Annotated in this window: 21 protein-coding genes; 15 read left to right on the top strand and 6 right to left on the bottom strand. The window is 39.4% G+C overall.

Going from position 1 to position 20,349, the window contains the following annotated elements:
* The first annotated feature begins 321 nt into the window (after positions 1 to 321).
* Complete coding sequence (locus tag C9J42_RS07790; protein WP_107208122.1) at positions 322 to 798, top strand: peroxiredoxin; 477 nt, start codon at positions 322 to 324, stop codon at positions 796 to 798.
* A gap of 177 nt (positions 799 to 975) precedes the next feature.
* Here C9J42_RS07790 and C9J42_RS07795 read toward each other — a convergent pair whose 3' ends face one another.
* A complete protein-coding gene (locus C9J42_RS07795; protein ID WP_107208121.1) occupies positions 976 to 1,866 on the bottom strand; it encodes a LysR family transcriptional regulator in 891 nt (296 codons plus the stop codon).
* A 202-nt stretch (positions 1,867 to 2,068) separates the two neighbouring features.
* Here C9J42_RS07795 and C9J42_RS07800 point away from each other — a divergent pair, with 202 nt between their 5' ends.
* Positions 2,069 to 2,638, top strand: a complete 570-nt coding sequence (locus C9J42_RS07800; protein WP_107246683.1) for a DUF2938 family protein — start codon at positions 2,069 to 2,071, stop codon at positions 2,636 to 2,638.
* 285 nt (positions 2,639 to 2,923) lie between these two features.
* Here C9J42_RS07800 and C9J42_RS07805 read toward each other — a convergent pair whose 3' ends face one another.
* Positions 2,924 to 3,355: a DUF2000 domain-containing protein gene (locus C9J42_RS07805; protein ID WP_107208119.1), complete on the bottom strand. Its 432-nt coding sequence runs from the start codon at positions 3,353 to 3,355 to the stop codon at positions 2,924 to 2,926.
* 59 nt (positions 3,356 to 3,414) lie between these two features.
* Positions 3,415 to 3,822 (bottom strand): GNAT family N-acetyltransferase, encoded by a 408-nt coding sequence (locus C9J42_RS07810; RefSeq protein ID WP_107208118.1) that lies wholly within the window; start codon positions 3,820 to 3,822, stop codon positions 3,415 to 3,417.
* Positions 3,823 to 4,027: 205 nt separating this feature from the next.
* On the opposite strand from C9J42_RS07810, the gene C9J42_RS07815 reads away from it, so the two are divergent.
* From C9J42_RS07815 to C9J42_RS07825, 3 genes are all read left to right on the top strand, one after another.
* Complete coding sequence (locus C9J42_RS07815) at positions 4,028 to 4,837, top strand: peptidyl-prolyl cis-trans isomerase (protein ID WP_107301860.1); 810 nt, start codon at positions 4,028 to 4,030, stop codon at positions 4,835 to 4,837.
* Positions 4,830 to 5,864 (top strand): HupE/UreJ family protein, encoded by a 1,035-nt coding sequence (locus tag C9J42_RS07820; RefSeq protein WP_107301861.1) that lies wholly within the window; start codon positions 4,830 to 4,832, stop codon positions 5,862 to 5,864. Before C9J42_RS07815 ends, C9J42_RS07820 begins: the two co-directional genes overlap by 8 nt.
* Positions 5,865 to 5,973: 109 nt before the next feature.
* On the top strand, positions 5,974 to 6,276 hold the full coding sequence (locus C9J42_RS07825; RefSeq protein ID WP_008987102.1) for an antibiotic biosynthesis monooxygenase: 303 nt from the start codon (positions 5,974 to 5,976) through the stop codon (positions 6,274 to 6,276).
* 61 nt (positions 6,277 to 6,337) lie between these two features.
* Here the strand turns inward: C9J42_RS07825 and C9J42_RS07830 are convergent, their stop codons facing one another.
* The gene (locus C9J42_RS07830; protein WP_233217731.1) at positions 6,338 to 6,640 is read right to left on the bottom strand and encodes a hypothetical protein; all 303 of its coding nucleotides are present in this window, start codon (positions 6,638 to 6,640) and stop codon (positions 6,338 to 6,340) included.
* 321 nt (positions 6,641 to 6,961) lie between these two features.
* Between C9J42_RS07830 and C9J42_RS07835 the strand changes: the two genes are divergently transcribed.
* The 9 genes from C9J42_RS07835 (at position 6,962) to purT (ending at position 16,830) form a co-directional block, all read left to right on the top strand.
* Positions 6,962 to 8,035 (top strand): sensor domain-containing diguanylate cyclase, encoded by a 1,074-nt coding sequence (locus tag C9J42_RS07835; RefSeq protein ID WP_158260204.1) that lies wholly within the window; start codon positions 6,962 to 6,964, stop codon positions 8,033 to 8,035.
* 215 nt (positions 8,036 to 8,250) lie between these two features.
* Positions 8,251 to 9,426, top strand: a complete 1,176-nt coding sequence (locus C9J42_RS07840) for a serine hydrolase (protein WP_107301863.1) — start codon at positions 8,251 to 8,253, stop codon at positions 9,424 to 9,426.
* A gap of 549 nt (positions 9,427 to 9,975) precedes the next feature.
* A complete protein-coding gene (gene sbcB / locus C9J42_RS07845; RefSeq protein WP_107292345.1) occupies positions 9,976 to 11,397 on the top strand; it encodes an exodeoxyribonuclease I in 1,422 nt (473 codons plus the stop codon).
* 239 nt (positions 11,398 to 11,636) lie between these two features.
* Positions 11,637 to 12,158: a hypothetical protein gene (locus C9J42_RS07850; protein ID WP_107208277.1), complete on the top strand. Its 522-nt coding sequence runs from the start codon at positions 11,637 to 11,639 to the stop codon at positions 12,156 to 12,158.
* 125 nt (positions 12,159 to 12,283) lie between these two features.
* On the top strand, positions 12,284 to 12,628 hold the full coding sequence (locus C9J42_RS07855) for a CidA/LrgA family protein (RefSeq protein WP_107292346.1): 345 nt from the start codon (positions 12,284 to 12,286) through the stop codon (positions 12,626 to 12,628).
* Positions 12,625 to 13,308, top strand: a complete 684-nt coding sequence (locus C9J42_RS07860) for a CidB/LrgB family autolysis modulator (protein WP_107247647.1) — start codon at positions 12,625 to 12,627, stop codon at positions 13,306 to 13,308. Before C9J42_RS07855 ends, C9J42_RS07860 begins: the two co-directional genes overlap by 4 nt.
* A 228-nt stretch (positions 13,309 to 13,536) precedes the next feature.
* Positions 13,537 to 14,424, top strand: coding sequence for a cytidine deaminase (gene cdd, locus C9J42_RS07865; RefSeq protein ID WP_005367973.1), 888 nt, complete (start codon positions 13,537 to 13,539; stop codon positions 14,422 to 14,424).
* Between the two features lie 149 nt (positions 14,425 to 14,573).
* Positions 14,574 to 15,458 carry a DMT family transporter gene (locus C9J42_RS07870; protein WP_107247649.1) on the top strand — a complete coding sequence of 295 codons (885 nt, stop codon included), beginning with the start codon at positions 14,574 to 14,576 and terminating at the stop codon, positions 15,456 to 15,458.
* A gap of 193 nt (positions 15,459 to 15,651) precedes the next feature.
* Positions 15,652 to 16,830, top strand: coding sequence for a formate-dependent phosphoribosylglycinamide formyltransferase (purT, locus tag C9J42_RS07875; protein ID WP_107247650.1), 1,179 nt, complete (start codon positions 15,652 to 15,654; stop codon positions 16,828 to 16,830).
* Positions 16,831 to 16,935: 105 nt separating this feature from the next.
* Here purT and C9J42_RS07880 read toward each other — a convergent pair whose 3' ends face one another.
* Together C9J42_RS07880 and C9J42_RS07885 are read right to left on the bottom strand one after the other, a co-directional pair.
* Positions 16,936 to 17,574 carry a thiopurine S-methyltransferase gene (locus tag C9J42_RS07880; protein WP_107208272.1) on the bottom strand — a complete coding sequence of 213 codons (639 nt, stop codon included), beginning with the start codon at positions 17,572 to 17,574 and terminating at the stop codon, positions 16,936 to 16,938.
* Positions 17,575 to 17,703: 129 nt separating this feature from the next.
* Positions 17,704 to 19,041, bottom strand: coding sequence for a PLP-dependent aminotransferase family protein (locus tag C9J42_RS07885; protein ID WP_107292347.1), 1,338 nt, complete (start codon positions 19,039 to 19,041; stop codon positions 17,704 to 17,706).
* Positions 19,042 to 19,348: 307 nt separating this feature from the next.
* Here C9J42_RS07885 and C9J42_RS07890 point away from each other — a divergent pair, with 307 nt between their 5' ends.
* Positions 19,349 to 20,224: an NAD(P)-dependent oxidoreductase gene (locus C9J42_RS07890; RefSeq protein WP_107260398.1), complete on the top strand. Its 876-nt coding sequence runs from the start codon at positions 19,349 to 19,351 to the stop codon at positions 20,222 to 20,224.
* Positions 20,225 to 20,349: the final 125 nt, after the last annotated feature.

The following is a 20,349-nucleotide window of genomic DNA, read 5'->3' on the forward strand; positions in this document are numbered from 1 at the left end:
ACAACCACCAGCATTTCATAACCATACAATATAAGGCCAAAGAATTTAGGAATCAGCCATTCCACTACAGCCAGCCAAATATGAAGCATTAAATTTTATTTATAATTTATAGGGTTTTATAAATAGTGAGTCTGTGAAGTAATGCGCATTCCATTACAGTCGCGATATTTTGCTTATTTTCTTTGTTCAATTCGCTACTGAGACAACAAATTTCAAATATCTGAATATGACATTGACAATGATTGCTCCACCAGCAAAATTAGCCGTGAGATAAAATCCTCGCTACACTGTTTCAAACTAATACAACAAGGAAAGTAAACCATGATCGAAAAAGGCCAAACATTACCAGCCGCAGTGCTCAGTGAACTCACACATGACGGTATGGTTAAACACGATACCGCAGAGCTTTTTGCCAACAAACGTGTTGTGCTGTTTGCTGTACCAGGAGCATTTACTCCTACTTGCTCTGAAGCCCATTTACCGGGTTATGTCGTGCTAGCAGATGAGATCAAAGCAACAGGTGTCGACATTATTGCTTGTGTATCTGTTAATGATGCCTTTGTTATGCAAGCTTGGGGCGAAGCGCAAAACGCATCTGAAATTATGATGTTGGGCGATGGCGATGGAAGCTTTACTAAAGCATTAGGGCTTGAAATGGACACTGCTAACTTTGGTGGTATTCGTTCTCAACGTTATGCAATGGTTGTTGATAATGGCGTGGTAACTCAGCTCAACGTTGAAGAGCCAAAACAATTTGAAGCGAGTAAAGCGGAAACGATTTTAGCAAGCTTGAAGTAACCGCAATAAGACTTTAAACATCAATAATATGGTTCAGTGTGTGATCATTGAACCATATTTATACTTACCCAACTCTGAAAGCGTCAACCAGCTCACGAGTGGCTGTATCTTCGGTCATTATGGACGTCTTCATACATTTGCTAGTAATAAGAAACGCTCACTAAATTAGTGACAATGTCACAATATTTCGCTGAGTTTATTTCTCAACCATTGGTTAGCTGAGTTATGTTCATCACGCTTATGCCACATCATAATGTGTTTGAAAGGTTTGGAAGAAAATGGCAATGGCAGTATTTGTAAGTTAAATAATGAGGCATATTTTTCAGCCATGAGTCGGCTAACTGGCGCAACGGCGTTGCTCTCTGACACTAATGCTAAGATTGAAACAATAGATGCGGTTTCACAGTCTAAATCTCTTGGCAGAAAGCGTTCATCAGAGAAATAATTCATTTCAAGTAAGTCTATTCGCCTTTTCTGCATGAAGATTATTTTTTCAGCATAAAACTGCGCTTGCGTGATTGTCTGTTGGATATTGGGATGATCTTTCCGACAGACTACGACAATTTCATCATCGATAAATGATTGATAGAAAAAAGACGGATTACTGCGTAAACCAATATCAATGGCTAAATCTGCTTTCTGTAAACTTAACTGAGATAGCAACTCTTCTTCTGTATTAGGCGTCATATAGAGGTTTATTTTGCAATTCCCCATCGTTGGGTCGAGCTCAATTTTATTTCTAATCGTGTGCATAACCACCTCATTTACATAAACCGTAAACGCGTGATGATTTTGAACATCAAACCCCGCGATATTACCTAACGCACTTTGTACTGTCGTTAGCGCTGGCTCTATCTCATTCGCTAATTTAATTGCGGCATGTGTTGGGCTAATTCCACGCCCTTCTCTTACAAAAAGAGGCGTCCCTAACTGGGATTGTAATCGCTTTAATACGCCACTTACCCCAGGTTGTGTTAAACCTAATGATTCTGATGCTAATGTGATGGAACGAAGCCGATACACTTCTAAAAATACCACCAGCAAATTCAAATCTAAATTTGGTTTCATCCTTGATCCCATACATAACCATTCGTAATGCTTTGCATAAAGCATACTTTATATATCCCAATTTTTCATTGCCTTAGACTATAAACATCAACAAATCATTGAACTTATAAAAGCCATTGCCACGGTGTTAATAAACCACACCTGACTATGACAAGCTCTTTTCATTATCACAATGAAAGCGTAATTAATCAGGAGATGCTCTATGTTCTATTATCCCCATCACCAACGTTCATCCTACCTCCTTCACCTTCTGTTTATTAGTGTATTTAGTGGTCTTTGCTTAGATTTAGGCAGCAACTTATATCTATTATTCAGTGATCACCCACTAAATAATTTTGCGAGTTTAGGCCGTTATTTGGTTTATATCACTCAAGGGCATCCACTGGTTGAAGCTATACAGCAGGTGCCAGCCGTTCCCCATGATGTTCTCATCGGTTGGATTATGCACTTTAGCGTTAGTTTAGTTTATACCGTGATTTATATTAGCTTTGTAGAGAAAGGATTGTTTCTAAAACCAAGTCTTAAAAAATCGCTTGTTTATGCATGGTCATTGTTATTTTTTCCATTAGTTGTGGTGAGTTATGCCTTTGGTGAAGGCTTTTTCCACGTGAATAGTCCCAATATGATCCACGCGATTTTGTTCTCTATTTTTTGTCATTCTTGCTACGGTATTGGTTTGTATATCACTACGAAAGTGCTTTACGCTAGTCGATTAGAGATTTTCAAAGAAGCGAAAGAACATCATGCAATAATCGTCAACAATGCGACATAACATTAAGAAAAGGTACTTTAATCATTGCGTTGTTCGATTAAATGCATTGCCAATCACGCGATATATTTTATATAGCATCGCGTGATTTGTTATTTATCTGAAAAGCAAACATCAGCAGCTAAAGTAAGAAGTTTGAGTGCTTCATGCGACTGCTTGTTTGCTGTTATATATTCGGTTGGAAATAACAACGTTTTTAGTTCGTTAATACCATAAAATGTTAAAATGGTTTTGAAACAAAAGTAGCTCACAATATGCGTCAGCTTGACCAATTTTTAATACAACACACTACTTATACAAACTGAACTTTTTAGTAAATTCTCGTAATGTTTCAGTATCACCAAACAAACAAACTCCCAAGTACTCCAAATCAGCTTCTTTTGTTTCTTTCGTCCTCAGCTGCTGTTCTGTTGATCCCCCATCTATCATAGTACTTGTAAAATCAGTGAATTTAATACCACGACTCAAAGCCTCTTCTCTTACTTTACGTAATTTATTTGAATTATCAGCTTTTAACACAATGAATGGATAATGCGATAAACTCGGATGCACATTGCCATCCAAATCAACATAATCTAGATAAGCACCTTCATCTTCAGACAGTTGTTTAGACAAACCAACACTCAAATGCCCAAGTACATTTAAGGTACGCCCTAAATCCATTTTTTTACTTAAAACTGAAATATACCTTTTCTGATTTTCATCAGGTAAATCAACCATAATATCCCCTTATAAACTGAACGTTCATATTAGCTGTATAAAAGCGCTTACGTAAAATATTAATGCTCTGTGCCTTCATACACCCACATTGATTCTGTTTTACCTGCTCGTTCAAAGCCAAGCGCTTGATAAAACGCAATGGCTTCACCATCAGCAGTCAACATTTGTTGGTGAAATCCACTGTATACAGACAACATTGCTTCCATCATTTTACGACCAATGCCCTTACCCTGATGTAAAGGGTGAACAAGCATATGGGGATAATACACAACAAGATAACCGTCTGTGATAGCGTTCCCCACTCCAACTAACTTACCGTTAGCACGAGCAGTAACCAAAGTATGAGAATTACGTAATGCAGCTAAGAGTTGTTTGGGTTTATCTGCTGAAGACCATTCATTCGCACGGTACAATGCGATAACTTCGGCTTCTTCAATCTCGCCGTTAAGTTCAACGTTAATATCCATATAAACGGTACTCCCTTGTCATCATGCCGAATGTTTTAATCATATACTTAATAAAAATGCGACTTTTAAAACATTCTTATCTTATTGATAAATAACGTAGCATCACAAAAAGTAAAAATCTACATGCAGTCAACATTCAACACTCATACAGTTAGCATGGGTATTCTTATAGAGCATTATTTAATATAAGAAAAGATCCCGTAACATGTTAAAAAAAGTCTGCTATTGGCTTAAGCGATTCATTCAAGATCCCTTTTCGCATTTCCTTATCGCGGGTGCTGTGCTGTTTATTGGTTATTCACAGTATTACTCGTCTACTTCTGTAAATACCATTTCAGTGACACCGTCACAAGTTGAGCAACAAAAAAAAGACGATACGCTTTATTTTGGTTCCCCCCCGTCGAGCACAGAACTAAACAAAGACATTAACCATGTAGTGTTAAAACAGATGCTATCTCAACAGGCATTAAAATTAGGCTTGGAGAAAGGCGATCCAAACTTAAATGAAATGTTGATGCAACGTTACCTGTCCTATGTTTCACAGTTAGCTAAGATCAATGCCACCAACACAACCTTATTACATAAATACTATTTAACGCATCAAGCGCGTTATAAGCATCCCGATATGTACTCATTGTGCTATCACTTTTTAACGCCACAAGAAGTGCAACACCCTATTGCTACGATGGATTCTCAACAATGTTTAAGTGATGTGAGTAAGCAGGCATTATTGGCAAAGCTGGGTACAAAAACAGTAGACGCATTAGCCGCACTAGCACCAAACCAATGGTCAACACCGATTGATACTCCCTTTGGCGCGATAGCAGTAAAGGTACTCGATTATCAAAAAGCAGGCGTTCTCAGTTTTAAGCAGGCCAAGCAACAATTAGCACAAGATTTTGCCCGTGATGATGTTAATAACAAAATAGCTGCTGTTATTAAGCAATATCACATTGCACTACCCGCAGGTTCAGATTTTACCGTTAACACAAAGACACTATTAAACAATGTATAAGCACATCTCTTATTTTATGTGGCGCTTAGTTGTTGGCACAGTCGTTGGCGCCCTGATTACGGTAGTAATGGCACCACTGGCAATGGCGCATCCTTATCAGCCCTCAGTGGGTTTGATCACACAGTTAGATAATCAACAATATAAGTTGGCGTTAAAACTACCGGTAATTGCAGGTGAACATACACAAATAACACCCACCTTAACTAATGGCGGCACGGTACGTTTATTGTCATCACAGCGAAGTGACAATGGTTTCGGAATGGATGAACAAGATTATTTGCTGCAACTTAAAGCGAATACATCATCACCGACTCTGGTATTTAACGGACTAAAAACAGGCCAGCTACTCACGCAGTTAACGCAAAAAGATGGGAAAGTGAGTACGCTTGCGCTGTATAAAGGGCATAACAGCCTACACTTAACCGATAAGATCTCGATTTGGACAACAATAAAGCTCTTTGTCACCTTAGGTATCACCCATATCTTAACGGGGATTGATCACCTAATGTTTGTGGCGGGCTTATTGTTATTTACGCGCGATTTTAAAACCTTTTTAAAGGCCATTACCTGTTTTACCTTAGCCCACAGTATTACGTTAAGCTTGTCTGCGCTTAATCTGGTACACATTCCAGAACCGCCAGTAGAAACGGGAATTGCACTGAGTATTTTGTTTTTGTGTTATGAGCTTACTCGCCCTTATGACAAAGCACATCCAACATTAAGCCGAAAATTTCCATGGCTGATTTCGTTTTCCTTTGGTTTATTACATGGGTTGGGGTTTGCCAGCGCATTAAAAGAAGTAGGATTGAGCCAAACCAGCATTCCGTTAGCCCTCGCCTGTTTTAATATTGGGGTTGAGATTGGGCAATTGATCTTCTTATCGTTTCTTATCGTGCTATTGAAATTGTGCGCTAAAGTGCCTGTATTTCATCATAAGTTCTTTCAAAAAGTACCTTTGTATACCATGGGGATCATGGCGTCTTTTTGGTTTATTCAACGGGCGTACATTATGTTCCATGTTTTATAGTGGAAGTTACAGAGAACATATATTGTATTTTTGCTGCTAGCTTGCATTAGCCAATACTGTAATAGTGGCAGGACAAAAATAAAAACTGAAGTTAGTAAAGGAAGTCATCATGTATATAGCAATGAACCGTTTTAAAATCCGTTTAGGTTCTGAGCAAGAATTTATCGATATCTGGAAGAACCGCGATACCTACCTAGATACCGTACCGGGTTTTCAATCATTCAACTTGCTTCAAGGTACATCAAACGATGAGTACACCCTGTTTGCCTCGCACTCAGTATGGGATTCTCGCCAAGCGTTCGAAGACTGGACACAATCAGAAGCATTCCGTAAAGCTCATGCTAATGCTCGCGGTAATAAAGACATTTATTTAGGCGCACCAAACTTTGAAGGGTTTGAAAGCTGCCTATAATTTACATTTAACAAGAAATGTATACCCAAATACGATTTACCTGTGTTTGGGTATTTTTTGCCTAAATACTGAAGAGTTCTTTAAACATTACAAGATTAAACACCACCGCGATCACGCCTAATAGCCAAGCTAATACAGTAAAAACGATGCCAAAATACATCACTTTCTCGCTAACGAACTTAGAGATCAGCTTTACAGAAAGATAAGATGAAACGATAAAACCAGAAGCGACTATCAGCAAAACAACATTGATCAGAGGATGGCTAAGACTCTCACCATGAAGCAACATATAAGTACCAATCGTACCCGCAAAAGACAGTACGGGGATCAGATATATAATCAGAAATATCGCTGCAGTACTCACATTTACTCCATCTTGGTGTAGGCGCAAAGACAAGTTGCCTGCCATTTAACTTTAAAACAGCACCTTACGCACCTAGCCTTGCAAGGTAAACGTGCCACAACGATATATACACATAGTCGTGCGTTGTATCACATTACACATAAGTAAAGAAATGAGCAGATACATTAACTATCACACCACTTTTATTGAAAATTAAGTCACTTCTCTAACAACCACTTGTTATTACTAAAAAACAATTAATAGCTTTTAAATTAAAAGACTTAAGTGCAATTGTTAACAAGCAAAATAGATAGTGTATCCATGTCACACAATGTTAATAAAATGCTAAAATTAGAAAAATTTAATAAAAAAGATATGCCTATTGTGAAGAAAGAATCGATGCTTTTATCTGCACATCGCAAATTCAATTTATTATTGAGAGACCTTGTTCTGAGCTCAAAAATTGAACCTTTCCTAGAGCGAATGGTTGATATGGTAGAAAGTTTTTTACCAGGCAGCAAAGTCTCCATTCTCACTTTAAATCAACAACAAGGTACTTTACATACAGGGATAAAAAACAACCTTCCTGATTTTTATAATGAAGCTGTTAATGGTATCAAAATCGGAAAAAATGTAGGAAGTTGTGGTGCGGCAGCCTTTCTTAACAAAACAATCATTGCTAGCAATATCAATGAACACCCAAACTGGCAGCCGTTTTTAGCCATTACACAAAAAGCAAATCTACACTCTTGCTGGTCTGTACCTTATACCGATTCAAACTCAAATGTATTAGGCACATTCGCCATTTACCATAGTGAACCTAAATCACCTTCGGACATTGAAGAAGAAATCGTTAATGTCGCTGCACTCATTATATCAGTCGCTTACGAGAAATTAATACTCGAAGAACAGCTACGCTTTAGCGCAACACATGATGAATTAACCAAGCTTCATAATCGTACTTATTTAAATGAAGTCGCAACTAAATTTTTATCACTGTGCCTACGAAAAAATTTAAAAAGCTCACTGTTATTTATCGATCTAGATAAATTTAAATTAGTGAATGATAATTTGGGTCACAAAGTTGGTGATGATCTACTTGTTTTAGTTTCAGACGTTATATCTCAACAAGTACGTGACTGTGATATTGCATCCCGTTTTGGTGGCGATGAGTTTATTATCGTAATGGAAAACACCCATACAAGAGATGGTACTCAAGTCGCAAACCGACTTCACGACGCTATTATGGCCAAAGTACCATCCGATATATTGGATTTAGGATTTGGTGTAAGCATTGGTGTCGCAACGTCAACAGAAGAAAATCAAGCCTTAGATCAACTCATTCAGAAAGCAGACCAAGCAATGTATCATGCAAAGCAGCACCGTTTAGGTGTTTATAGCGATACGTCACTTTAACTAAAGCAGCATATTTTTGAGTAAACTTTCTCACTGCTCTGCAAATAATCTTGTGCTTACTCCCGTTATCTTTCATCCAAAATGTAATTATTTCACATTATAAATTAAATCAATTCCAACACGTAAATTAAGAACCATTAGATTGATTTTCAACCTACCGACATGTTAATAAATTGTTTAATTTATTTTAAGTGAACAAATTTTAAGCAGCCAAGATGAAACGTATTATCAAAATCGGATTATTATTATCACCTGCTATTTTTATCTTATGGATGATAACCTTTCCTCCTAAAACTGACATGAGTGATTTTAATTGGACTCAAACGTCTGAACAAAATGATTGGAAAGTTAGCTCCCCCAAAGCAGAAGGTTTTAACCCAGATAAGCTAATTGAACTTCACCAACAAGTAACCTTACGTAAGTCAAAAAAGGTGCAGTCATTGCTGATAACACGGAATGATAAATTAATTTTTGAACAATATTACCCTGTTAGGCACTCTGGAGATGGCACCCCAATGCCAGATTTTTTTCCACCTTCACCCGATAGGTATCACAATATAAAATCAGTTACCAAGACGGTCACATCAACATTAATTGGCCATCTTTTATATAAAAAAGAAATAGCCAATACTGATGTCTCGCTGTTTGATTATTTTAATAAAAAAGATATCCCCAATTTTGAAAAGAAAAGGCAAATTAAACTTCGACATGCTTTAGATTTCAATAGTGGTCTTGATTGGGCAGAATGGCATGAAAGACATAGCGATGCGATGTCTATGTGGTTATCCGATGACCCTTATCAATATATTTTCCAAAAAGGTATTAAAGATCAGCCCGGTAAAACATTTGTCTATCAAGGAGCTATGAGTGTATTACTAGGTGGAGTAATAGAAAAAATCACAAAGATGAACCTTAAAGAATATACCAATCAAGCACTATTCCAACCACTAGGTATCACTCATTATGATTGGTTTGCTCATGAAGTGACCGGTGATTATTTAGGTTCATCAGGTTTATATTTACGTCCAAGAGATCTTGCGAAGTTAGGACAACTTTATATAAACCAAGGGGTATGGAAGGGTCAGCGTATTTTTTCAAAACAATGGGCACAAGAGTCTTTAAAACCTAAAGGTAAATTTTGGCCCAATAAGTCTATTGCTTACGGCCATAACTGGTGGTTTCCAACAATAAAAAAAGAGGGTAAAAAAATAGATATAGCAGGAATGAGAGGTACAGGTGGTCAAGAAGTTTTTATCATTCCACAGCTCCAACTGACGATTGTTATCACATCAGGTGCGTATATGGATCAAGATGATACTTACCCTTTTAAGCTGATCGTCGATTATATTCTGCCGTCACTTGGGATCGACGAAGCCGAATATATAACATAATGTATTTATACGAGTACCGTTAGTTATGTAAGCTTAAGGTACTAATAATTTTCTGTATTTGGCTCCCTTTTTATTGGAATGCATTTTCTCTTTTTTATAACGTTACGCATCACGCTCTCCCCTTCACCACCGAGGTCTTATTCACCCACCTCGGTGGTGGTTTACAGAAAAATTTTATTCTTCTGAGAGCATGAGCTGTTAGCGCAATTTGCTCTTTCGGAAGAACCGAGACATTAATTTCTATCCAAACCAATAAACCCAGCAGCAATATCTTTAAGTAAGCTTTCTAACTGCTCTGCAAATAAAATAGTGACACCATCAGTATTTTGGAAGTCCTATATCTCAACACCACGATTAATTTATCCGCCTCCCGCCTTGCCTATTTGCCCTTAAATACGGGATACTTAATGTTATGCGTGCTTAGGGTTTTACTCTGAAGCGTTTAACGACTTAAATACAATAAACTGCTGAATTTATAAGCGGTTTTAACAACAAGCCATTGCTTAGATAAAGAGTAATAATAACAACCGTAATGGCTATGGATGATTTATGAACGATAAGAACCAAGCAACACTTTATTGGATTGACTACGAGACGTTTGGCGCAAGTCCTGCCAATGATCGTCCTTGCCAGTTTGCGGGTGTCCGTACTGATATGGACATGAACATTATTGGTGAGCCACTCGTTATTTACTGTAAGCCACCAGCCGATTACTTACCGTCACCTGAAGCGTGTTTAATCACAGGTATTACACCGCAAGAAGCGATGGAAAAAGGCTTATCAGAGCCTGAATTTATTGAAGCGATTCATGCTGAACTGTCAAAACCCAATACATGTGTCATTGGTTACAACAACGTTCGTTTTGATGATGAAGTAACGCGCTATACCTTATACCGCAACTTCTTCGACCCATACGGTTGGGCGTGGCAAAATGGTAACTCGCGTTGGGATTTATTAGATATTATGCGTACTTGTTACGCATTGCGCCCAGAAGGTGTCAACTGGCCGCTGGATGATGAAGATCGCCCTAGCTTTAAACTTGAAAAGCTGTCTGTTGCCAATGGTATTGAACACGCGAATGCTCACGATGCAATGGCTGATGTTTACGCGACAATCGAGCTGGCTAAAATCATTAAAACGAATCAACCTAAGTTGTTTGATTACCTGTTTGATTTACGTCATAAGCGCAAGCTACAAGAATTAATCGATATTGTTAACTTAACGCCGTTAGTACATATCTCTGGCATGTTTGGTACTGATTGTGGCAATACGAGTTGGATTGTGCCTGTGGCATGGCACCCTGATAATAAGAACGCTGTTATTACAGTGAACCTCGCGCTTGATCCTACCCCATTAATTGAGCTTGATGCCGACCAACTGCGTGAGCGTTTATATACTAAGCGTGTTGATTTAGCACCAGATGAATTACCGGTGCCCGTTAAAGAAGTGCATTTGAATAAGTGCCCTGTTCTTGCTCCAGCTAAAACATTAAAAGCTGAAGATGCCGCGCGTTTAGGGATTGATAGAGAGCAATGTTTAAAGAACCTTGCCTTAATTAAGCAGCACCCTGAAATTCGTGAAAAGTTAATCGAAATGTTTAGTGTTAAACGTGAATATGCGGCTAACGATAATGTTGATGCGATGCTCTACGATGGGTTCTTCTCTACTGCTGATCGTTCAACCATGGATATTATCCGTGAAACGACACCCGATCAGTTAGCTTCACTTGAAATCAATGTCGATGACAAGCGTATTAAGCCGCTGTTATTCCGCTATCGTGCCCGTAATTTCCCAATGACGTTAAGTTATGAAGAGCAAGTACGCTGGAAGCATCATTGTCAGGATTTCTTTGAAATGAATATGCCAAAGTATATGGAAAACTTTGAGGCTGTCGCCTACGAGCATGAATCTGACGAAAATAAGATGAAAGTTTTAAAATCTCTCTATGACTATGTTTCTAAATTGGTTTAAACCTTTTTATTAATACGATAGCGATAAATGAAGCCTATTACGTGATTTTCTTTTTGAATGTCGCGAATAGGCTTCTTTTTTTTAAGATTATTATGTAGTGATTTATTTGATGATTACGTCATTAACGTTAACAATTAAAGACAACAATAAAACGGCTCACTGATTTGCGTTTATTAATAACGGAATAGCGATCATTGATACCGTGACGCTCGAGATCTATTAAGCGGTAGGTGTGCACTATGACAACACAAACCCTATTGAAATGTTATAGCTACGACAAAATAGATTTTTTTCCTGAAAAGCATCTATTGATATGGAAAGATCATACGCAAACGTTATTAACGCGAGAAGAATCTCGGTTATTAGAAGTGTTATGTCTCTGCGCTGGAGAAGTGATTGGAGCCGATTCACTCTACCGTAAAACGTTTACATCATTAGATGCGTTTGAAGAAACCAGTGATCACAATTATGACTTGAATTTACTACTGGTATCACTTACAGGGAAGTTACAATGTAACGGAGTAATGGCGATACCTATCCATGTTGTGCCTCACTATGGCTTTCGTGTCCCATTACCTTCGAAAACATCACGTCGACTGCCTTTTACTACCCGTCCTTGCCCTCGTGCTACCCCTTCTAAAAAAAAGCCTTTGTTATTCAATAAAGCATGGTTTAAGTATGTGGTAATCGATTTTATTTGGCTAAAAGTGACGATTCTTTTGACACTTGCCGCGCTCATTGGTCTATTTTTGTGGAATTAAGCATCAATAAATATCACGCGATCTACATTTTTTAACGAATTATCTAAATAATGCTCTTTTTTGTGTGACAAATAACACGTTTATTTGTATGATAAATAAAATTTTCTAGCATTACTTTTTTTACTATGGATTACATTCGATCTTTTGCCATTGTTATGTTTTGCTTTTTACTTGGTCAAGGCATACAACATCTGACTCATTTGCCGATCCCTGGCAGTATTATTGGCTTGTTTATACTGTTCTTTGGCCTCGTTACTGGCATATGCAAAACAAAATGGGTCGATAAAACCTGTAATTTACTCATCAAACACATGGCATTGCTATTCGTGCCTGTTGGAGTTGGCTTAATAAACTACCTTGGTTTAATTAAGCACAATGCAACTATCATCTTTGCGAGCACATTAGGCAGCACATTAATTGTATTGCTTGTGATCGGCCTTGCGCTTCATCATAAGGAAAAAGAGTCATGATCTGGTTAGTTGCAACGCTAGTGGTATTTTACAGCATGCGCTATTTAGCAATGAAGATTCGTAATCCACTTTTTAATCCATTGCTCATTTCGCTGATTATTTTAATCGCTGCACTGCATTGGTTACAGGTGCCGTATGAAACCTACTTTGCAGATAACGAAATAATTAACTATTTGTTAGGTCCTGCGGTAGTGGCCTTAGCCTTACCTTTATATCAGCAACTGCCTTTAATTAAGCGTAAGTGGAAAACAATTTTAAGTGCCTGTTTTGTTGGTAGTATCTTGTCGATGACATTTGGTACCTCCATTGCGTTTTTAATGGGTGCTGATGCTCAACTTGCAGCCAGTATTTTACCAAAATCTATTACCACACCACTTGCGATGGCCGCTTCTCAACAAATTGGCGGGATTCCTGCGATTACAGCAGCAATGGTGATTATTGTTGGGCTATTTGGTGCGGTGTTAGGTTATCCAGTGATGAAACTGGTCCGTATTTACCATCCGTTAGCAAAAGGGTTAACGATTGGTACGGTATCTCATGCTTTAGGTACAGCAAAAGCTGTCGAAGAAAATTATCAAGAAGGGGCATTTAGCTCATTAGCGTTAGTTATCTGTGGGATCATGACAACGTTACTCGCTCCCATCATGTTCCCTATTTTAGAACACCTGTTTTTCCACTAAGTTATTCCTATCTCATGTTATGAGCTTAAACACTAATTCTTATTAGTTTTAAGTTCATAATGTTTTGATAACTATTTATTACAGGAAAAATTACATTTACATGTGTGAGTTCGCTCTCGATAATGTATACCAACCTACACTATCATTATTAATGTGATTCAAATCACACTTGATTAATGACAATTAACTTAGAATGTTTCTCCATCAACAATACGGAGTAACACACCAATGCACGCAAAAGTTATGGATGCATTAGGTCAATTACCTAAAGAGCTTGCATCAGCTTTACGACCAATTATTGAAGATAAAGATTTTGATTCAACAATTAGTCCTGAACAATTTGAACAGTTAGTTTCCCAAACTAATTTATCTGATACTGATCTTCGTCTTGCTCTCCTTCCTGTTGCTGCTGCTTACGCTGTTGTTCCTATTTCTAATTTCTATGTTGGTGCTATTGTTCGTGGTACATCTGGTCGCCTATATTTCGGTGCAAATATGGAATTTGTAGGCGCAAGTATGGCGTGTACGATCCATGCTGAGCAATCTGCAATTAGCCATGCTTGGATCAAAGGTGAAACAGGCATTAAAGACGTAACGATTAACTACAGCCCTTGCGGTCACTGTCGTCAGTTCATGAATGAATTGAATACGGCGCAAGATTTAGTTATTCAACTTCCTGAACGTCAGCCAATGACACTGCAACAATACCTGCCTGAATCTTTCGGCCCTGCTGATCTTGGGATTAAAGATGCGCTATTAAGCGACATTAATAATGGTATTACGATTGCTGAGCAATCAGAGCTTGCTGTTGCTGCTTGTGATGCTGCAAACCGCTCTCATGCACCGTACTCTAAGAACTTCAGTGGTGTTGCATTAAAAGCCAAAGATGGTCGTGTTTTTGTGGGTATGTATGCTGAAAATGCAGCATTTAACCCAAGCCTACCACCGCTGCAAGTTGCGCTAATCAACATGAATATGTCAGGTTACAAACTATCTGAATTAGTTGAAGCGGCATTAGTAGAAAGTGCAGAAAGCCTAATCAGTCAATTAGCGCGTACTCAAGCACTACTAGAAGCACTAAATCCTGATATTCAAATGACTTATGTTGCTTACTAATCGTTAGTGCTAGCAATATCTGTTGATGTAAAACCGCCATAATAGGCGGTTTTTTATTGCCTAATGCATTCAACACAATCAGTTATATTGGCTATCTAAAAACAAAAGCGTATTATCTCGCTATGCTTTTTTGACGAAACCAATTTTTAATGTCTGATTCACATACCCCAGTTCATAACCCAGTCCAAGGTGCCGGATGGATGCTTTCTGCAGGCCTTGCCTTTGCGATTGTAAATAGCCTTGCACAATTTCTCAGTATTAAGCTCCATGTCTCTTCAACTACTTTTGCGTTAATCCAATACTTTGTTGCACTGGTGGCTATGCTGCCATGGCTGAGAACCATGGGTATTCGCCGTTCACTAAAGACAGAGCAATTCTTCCAGCACTGTTTCCGTGTCTTTCTTGCGGTGATTGGTATCCAACTCTGGCTATGGGCACTTGCCTATCCTGTTCCTATTTGGCAAGGCATTGCACTGCTTATGACTTCACCGTTATTTGCAACTATTGGCTCAGGTGTATTACTAAAAGAGAAAGTTGGCGCTGCACGTTGGTGCGCAACGCTTGCTGGCTTTATTGGTGCAATGATCATTTTAGAGCCGTGGTCTGATTCATTTAGTATTGCGACATTATTACCTGTCGGCGCTGCGGTTTTCTGGGCGGGTTATTCTTTGATGGTGAAAAAGCAATCTACTACAGAATCACCAACCACTGTTGTGATGTATTTACTTATTCTGATCACGCCATTTAACTTGTTACTGGCTCTACCTGATTTTACTATGCCAACAGGCGGCACAACATGGACATTAATCATCGCTGCTGGTCTGTTAACCGCACTGGCACAATGGGCGATTGCTAAAGCCTATGCCGTCGCTGATGCGTCATTTGTTCAACCATTCGACCACGCAAAATTACCACTAAACGTGTTAGGTGGTTGGCTTGTATTTGGTTGGGTACCACCGGGTCGATTATGGTTAGGTGCGGCGATTATTATTGCTTCTGTGGCCTTTATCACCCAATGGGAAAAGCGAAAATAGCTAGTAATAACCGTACCCCATAAAAGATTCACTAACCGCCTTCTTGGCGGTTTTTTATTATAAGCTCTAAAGCTTTTCTAATATTTACTTTTAAAGTCTATTTAAATCCCGACGCAAACGTTTGCTTAAATAAAAAAACAAGGTATTATCACGCCCAACCAACACTATCCAACATAAATAGTAAGGAATAATAATGTTAGGTACAGCTAATGGTTCAAATGCAACACGTGTTTTACTTTTAGGCTCTGGCGAGCTTGGCAAAGAAGTCGCGATTGAATGCCAACGTTTAGGTATTGAAGTGATTGCCGCAGATCGCTACCCCAACGCGCCAGCAATGCAAGTTGCACATCGTAGCCATGTGATTGATATGCTCGATGGCGAGGCGTTAAAACACATTATTGAACTAGAAAAGCCCGACTACGTTGTTCCTGAAATTGAAGCCATTGCCACTGACACGCTTGTAGAATTAGAGCAGCAAGGTGTTAACGTTGTGCCTACCGCTAATGCGACGAAACTGACAATGAACCGAGAAGGTATTCGTTGCCTAGCCGCTGAAACCTTATCGATTCCTACATCACCTTATGAATTTGCCGATCAATTTGATGATTTCTCAGCAGCGGTACATCGCGTTGGTATGCCATGTGTCGTAAAGCCAATTATGAGTTCATCAGGTAAAGGTCAAAGTGTGATTAAAACCGAGGCTGATATTGAATCTGCTTGGCAATACGCACAAGAAGGCGGTCGTGCTGGTGCGGGTCGTGTGATCATTGAAGGCTTTGTTGATTTTGATTACGAAATCACGTTATTAACTGTTCGTGCGGTGGATGGTGTGCATTTCTGTGCACCTATTGGTCATCGTCAAGAAGATGGGGATTACCGTGAGTCATGGCAGCCACAGCAAATGTCTGAAGCAGCATTAAAAGCGGCACAGGATGTAGCAGAAAAAGTAGTGAACGCACTTGGCGGTTTTGGTTTATTTGGTGTTGAGCTATTTATTAAAGGCGATACCGTGTTATTCAGTGAAGTCTCTCCTCGCCCACATGATACGGGTATGGTGACGCTTATTTCACAAGAGTTATCAGAATTTGCGCTTCACGTTCGCGCTTTCCTTGGTTTACCCATTCAACACATCACCCAATATGGCCCATCAGCTTCTGCAGTGATCCTTGCTGAAGGTGTATCATCAAACATCCGTTTCGATAACCTGTTACCTGCACTCTCTCGCCCACAAACACAGATCCGATTATTTGGTAAACCTGAAATTAATGGTCGTCGTCGTTTAGGTGTCGCGCTTACACGTCGAGAAGATATTGTTAGCGCAGTAAATGATGCCGTCAATGCCGCTGGTGATGTTGAAGTCATTTTCGATTAACCACGCTTAACTCAGCATATTACAATTTCTCTATCAGCAAAAAGGCATGGTTTCCACTAATAAGAAACCATGCCTTTATTTTTATCTGTACTTTATAACAACAAGTTATACTTCAATTAACCATACTTCTTCGGCAAATCGCGATAAACCACGTTGGCGACGAGGATGACTTTCATCGGCATCATCACGTTCAAGATGCGTCACTTTACAACCCGCAAATAATGCTTCAACGTCTGCTTTTGGCACTGAGAAAGGAGGCCCTGCCAATTCATCTTGTGGGTAGTCTAACGTCACCAACAAAATACGACCGCCAGTTTTAACCAACGATAACAGTTTGTCGACGTACATTTGTCGCATATCTTCTGGCATTGCAATTAATGCAGCGCGATCATAAACCACATCGACAGGATCGATATTTAGCGTGAAGTAATCACCTTGGTAAATCGAAATCTCATCAAATTGGTAAAGATGTTGATGACCAACACCTGTCACTAAAGGTGTATACAGGTTTTCTGCAAAAAAGGCTTTAACTGCAATATCACTCAGCTCAACCCCAATCACGTGGTCATGTTTTTGTGCTAACCACACAAGATCTTCCGACTTACCGCACATAGGGACAAACACGCGATCATCACGTTGTGCATTTAACGCCGACCAATGCTTGATCAGTAACGGATTAACCTCTGATAAGTGAAAACCAATTCGATTTTCTGCCCAGCGTGAGTGCCAAAATTCTGCATCCATTTTATGACTCGACTTTTTCTAATTAAAATAATAATGCTGAAATAATAACATAGGTCAGTGGCTTTCAAAGAGTGCTAACAGTCGCTTTTTATAACTTCGCAGTGACTGTCAATTTTGCTATCTTTGCGCTTAAAACGGGATAACGCTGCTGACTTCAGAGTGAGCTAAATCGCGTAATAATGTTAAACCTTGTTGTAACCGCTGCTCAGAATTAATAGCCATTAGAGACAAACGGATATGCTTCGGATCGTCGCCATTTGCATTAAAATAACGCCCACTACTGACAATTAACCCTTGGTTTTTTGCTTCCATCACAAAGCGTTCCTGCTGCCAATGTTGAGGCAACGGCCACCAGATTTGAAAACCAGTTTCATTACCATCATGGCTTAAAATATCACGGGCTAGTTGTTGCCTTTTACAGGCAGTTTCACGCTGGTTTTCTGCTAACTCAAAGGCTTCACCACTCTCAATTAACTGCGTTGCAGCAATATAATTTAGCGGTGACGATAGCCAAATGTTAGCGCGAATAGTGGCCTGTAAAACCGCGATATGTGATTCGGGTACTTTTAAAAAGCCACAGCGTAAAGCAGGACTAAGGGCTTTTGATAAACCTGAAATATGAAAGCTATGCAGTGGAATGCGATTACTGATCGCGGCGATAGGATCTGGATTTAAAAAGCCGTAGATATCATCTTCAATTAACCAAATATTATTGCGTTCAATCACTGTTGCAATGGCATCTCGTCTTATTGGCGGCATGGTGATACCTGTTGGGTTTTGATGAGATGGCACGACAATGACTAATTTAGGCTGATGTTGAGTGATCACCTGTTGCAGATCATCAGGGCACATCCCCTGCTCATCAAGTTTGACCCCAACCACATGACGACCTGCTGCTTGAGCGATCGCCATAATACCGGGGTAAGTTAAGGCTTCTACCGCGATGGTATCACCAGGCTCTGTTAACGTATGAATAAGTAACGATAAGCCATGCTGTGCGCCATTCGTCAACAAGGTATTTTTAACATTCCCCCCTTCCAAACCAAACTTTTTGGCCCATGTTACAGCAGCCAAACGATGGCTTTCATGGCCTGAATGTTCGGTGTAGCCCATTAAATGACAACTCAGTTGATCTGCTGCATTCATCATAGCATCACGCAGTGGAGACAGGTTTTGAGACAAGCAAGGTTGCAAGATAGAGAAGTTAAAATCAGTTTCATCATCAGCAGGTTGAATGACATCGCTGAGTCTTGATGGTGAGCATACAAATGTTCCACGCCCAACAAACGATTCCACGCGTTTTTTATCTACCAGTAACTGATATGCTTTAGCTACCGTCGCGGGTGTGGTGTTTAACTCATCCGCAAGTACACGGTGTGTCGGCAATTTAAACCCTTTCGGATATTCACCATTGTCTATGCGCGCCTCTATTGTTTTTGCTATTTGTTTATATTTAGCGACACTCACAGTCTGATCCTATATTTATCATTATCACCAATCACTTAACTAACTTTAACCAAGTTAGCTCAAAAATGATACCTTAAATAAACAAATTGACATATGTCAATGTAACCCCTAGTGTACTAACCATCATTTGGTAACCATTTAGCTAACAATGAGCACAAATGGATAAAATCTGATATTACAAAGGTAGTTACAACCTTTAATAACAAACGTTCAGCTCGCCATCGTTTATGAATAAAGGCATTGCCTGCTGACGACATATCACATAATGACATAACTCAATTTTACTGTATTTGGTAAGGAGAAACCTATGACAACAAGTATCGCTTTTATTGGTTTGGGTGTAATGGGCTTCCCAATGGCACGTCACCTGTTTAATTCAGGTTTCGACACCACTGTGTATAACCGCACGACCTCTAAAGCACAGCAATGGGCATCGGAGTTTTCAGGACAATACAGTGAAACACCGCGTGAAGCTGCTCAGAACCGAGATGTGGTTGCGCTTTGTGTTGGTAACGATAATGACGTTCGAAGCGTTGTATTTGGCGCTGACGGCGTTTTAGCAGGCATGAAAGCGGGCTCTACGCTTGTTGATCATACGACAACCTCTGCGGAACTTGCTGAAGAGTTAGCGAAAGCATGCTTAGCTCAAGGCGTTAACTTTGTTGATGCGCCAGTTTCTGGTGGTCAAGCCGGTGCTGAAAATGGTGCACTTACTATCATGTGCGGTGGCGAACAAGCTGTTTTTGATAACGTATTACCGATTTTAAACAGCTACGCGAAACAAGCGGTATTGGTTGGCGGTTATGGACAAGGTCAACGCTGTAAAATGGTGAATCAAATTTGTATTGCCGGTGTACTACAAGGATTGAGTGAAGCATTAACGCTGGCACAAAAATCAAACCTTGATATCGAACAAGTTGTCAGCGTACTAAAGCATGGTGCGGCGGGCTCTTGGCAGATGGAAAATCGTGCTAAAACGATGGCTGAAGATAAATTTGATTTTGGCTTTGCTATTGATTGGATGCGTAAAGATCTGGGCTTTTGTTTAGATGAAGCGAAAAAACACGATCTTGAATTACCACTGACGGACGCAGTGGATAAACGTTATGGCTTATTACAAAACGAAGGGCTAGGCAGAATGGATACATCTGTCTTGATTAAAGCTTTCAATAAAGCGGTTTAATTTTACCTAGACCTCAGCCACTGAGATGAGAAAGTGACTTTGTGAAAACCGATATTACATAACGCCAGAAAAGCGAAAGGGATGCACTTGCATCCCCTTCTGCCGACCCCGATAAACATCAAGAT

Origin of the sequence: Photobacterium sp. GB-56, from assembly GCF_003026105.1 — a bacterium.
Lineage (GTDB): Bacteria > Pseudomonadota > Gammaproteobacteria > Enterobacterales > Vibrionaceae > Photobacterium.